The organism is Stenotrophomonas sp. 05L44_2, from assembly GCF_056665995.1.
This window is the reverse complement of the sequence record NZ_JBFTNR010000720.1, coordinates 1-2,109: the sequence shown is the minus strand read 5'-3', so window position 1 is coordinate 2,109 and position 2,109 is coordinate 1. Positions and strand designations below refer to the sequence as shown.

Sequence of the window (2,109 nt, the reverse complement as noted above, 5' to 3'; positions counted from 1 at the left end):
GACCCTGGCCGATGCCAGCACGTCCACCGCCACCGGTGGCTTCGACCTGCGCAACGACTACGCCGCGATCGACAACGGCACCGCGCCCCTGCCGGGCACCGGCGCCCTCAGCAGCTCGCCGTACACCGCGCCCGGTGCAGGCGGCAGTGACTACTCGCAGCCGGTGCATGGCGGCGAGGTGGTCTATGCCGGCTTCTGGAAGCGCTTTGCCGCCTACCTGATCGACTACTTCGTCCTGCTGATTCCCAGCGGCGTGGTCGGTGGCGTACTGGGCTTCGTGCTCGGCGCGGGCATGGGTGCTGCCGGCAGCGGCGAAACAGCGGTTGAAGTGGTCACCCAGCTGATCAGTGGCCTGGCCGGCCTGTTCATCGCCGCCGCTTACTACGGCTGGTTCCATGCCTCCCGCGGCGGTGCCACCCTCGGCAAGATGGCCATCGGCATCAAGGTCGTGCGCGGCAATGGCGATCGCCTGACCCTGGGCCGCAGCATCGGCCGCTATTTCGCCACCATCCTCAGTGGCCTGACACTGTGCATCGGCTACCTGATGGCCGCCTTCACCGAGCGCAAGCAGGGCCTGCATGACCTGATCTGCGACACGGTGGTGGTCGACCGCTGGGCCTATACCGACCAGCCGCAGCTGCAGCGCCGCGAGATGGGCACGGTGACCATCGTGATCCTGGTGCTGGGCGGCCTGCTGATGCTGGCCGGTTTCGCCGCGATCATCTTCGCCGTCGGCGTCATCGCCAACATGGCGTCGTGATCGCGGATCGAGGGCCAATGCGCCGTCGCGGACGGCCATCCTCACGCCCCCCTGCTTGACAATGGCAGGCCGGGCGTGATTCCTCTAATAAGGTGAAACCTGAACGCCCGGCACAGTCCCGGGCGTTCAGTTTATTGATTTGCCCGTGGCCGCTTCACTAATGCGGCCGTTTGCTCCACCCTAGCGGCCCTTCCCCGCGGCTTACCCACAGACCCTGCTGCCATGCCCAAGCACCTGCTCATCGTTGAATCGCCGGCCAAAGCCAAGACGATCAACAAATACCTCGGCAAGGACTACACGGTCCTGGCCTCGTATGGGCACGTGCGTGACCTGATCCCGAAGGAAGGCGCGGTTGACCCGGACAACGGGTTCGCCATGCATTACGACGTGATCGAGAAGAACGAAAAGCATGTCGATGCGATCGCCAAGGCCGCAAAGGGCGCCGACGACATCCTGCTGGCGACCGACCCGGATCGCGAGGGTGAAGCGATCAGCTGGCATATCGCCGAGATCCTGAAGGAGCGCGGGCTGGTCAAGGACAAGCCGATGCAGCGCGTGGTGTTCACCGAGATCACCCCGCGCGCGATCAAGGAAGCCATCAGCCAGCCGCGCGAGATCGCCAGCGACCTGGTCGACGCCCAGCAGGCGCGCCGCGCGCTGGACTACCTGGTCGGTTTCAACCTGTCGCCGGTGTTGTGGCGCAAGGTCCAGCGCGGCCTGTCGGCAGGCCGCGTGCAGAGCCCGGCGCTGCGCATGATCGTCGAGCGCGAGGAAGAGATCGAAGCCTTCATCGCCCGCGAGTACTGGTCGATCGCCGCCGAGTGCGCGCACCCCTCGCAGCATTTCAACGCCAAGCTGGTCAAGCTGGACGGGCAGAAGTTCGAGCAGTTCACCGTCACCGACGGCGACACCGCCGAGGCCGCCCGCCTGCGCATCCAGCAGGCCGCACAGGGCGCCCTGCATGTCACAGACGTGGCCAGCAAGGAGCGCAAGCGCCGCCCCGCGCCGCCATTCACCACCTCCACGCTGCAGCAGGAAGCCTCGCGCAAGCTCGGTTTCACCACGCGCAAGACCATGCAGGTCGCGCAGAAGCTGTACGAAGGCGTGGACATCGGCGGCGACGAAGGCACGGTCGGCCTGATCTCGTACATGCGTACCGACTCGGTGAACCTGTCGCAGGACGCGCTGGCTGAAATCCGCGACGTGATTGCCCGTGATTACGGCATCGCCTCGCTGCCCGACCAGCCCAACACCTACCAGACCAAGTCCAAGAACGCCCAGGAAGCGCACGAAGCGGTGCGCCCGACATCGGCACTGCGCACCCCGGCCCAGGTCGCGCGGTTCCTGAC

General features: G+C 66.2%; 2 protein-coding genes. Both read left to right on the top strand.

Features of this window, described 5'->3' with window-relative positions:
• On the top strand, positions 1-760 hold a 760-nt coding region (locus AC1VAN_RS19765; protein ID WP_480986532.1), incomplete at its 5' end, for an RDD family protein.
• A gap of 222 nt (positions 761-982) precedes the next feature.
• A partial coding sequence (gene topA, locus AC1VAN_RS19760; RefSeq protein WP_480986531.1) for a type I DNA topoisomerase occupies positions 983-2,109 on the top strand: 1,127 nt, incomplete at its 3' end.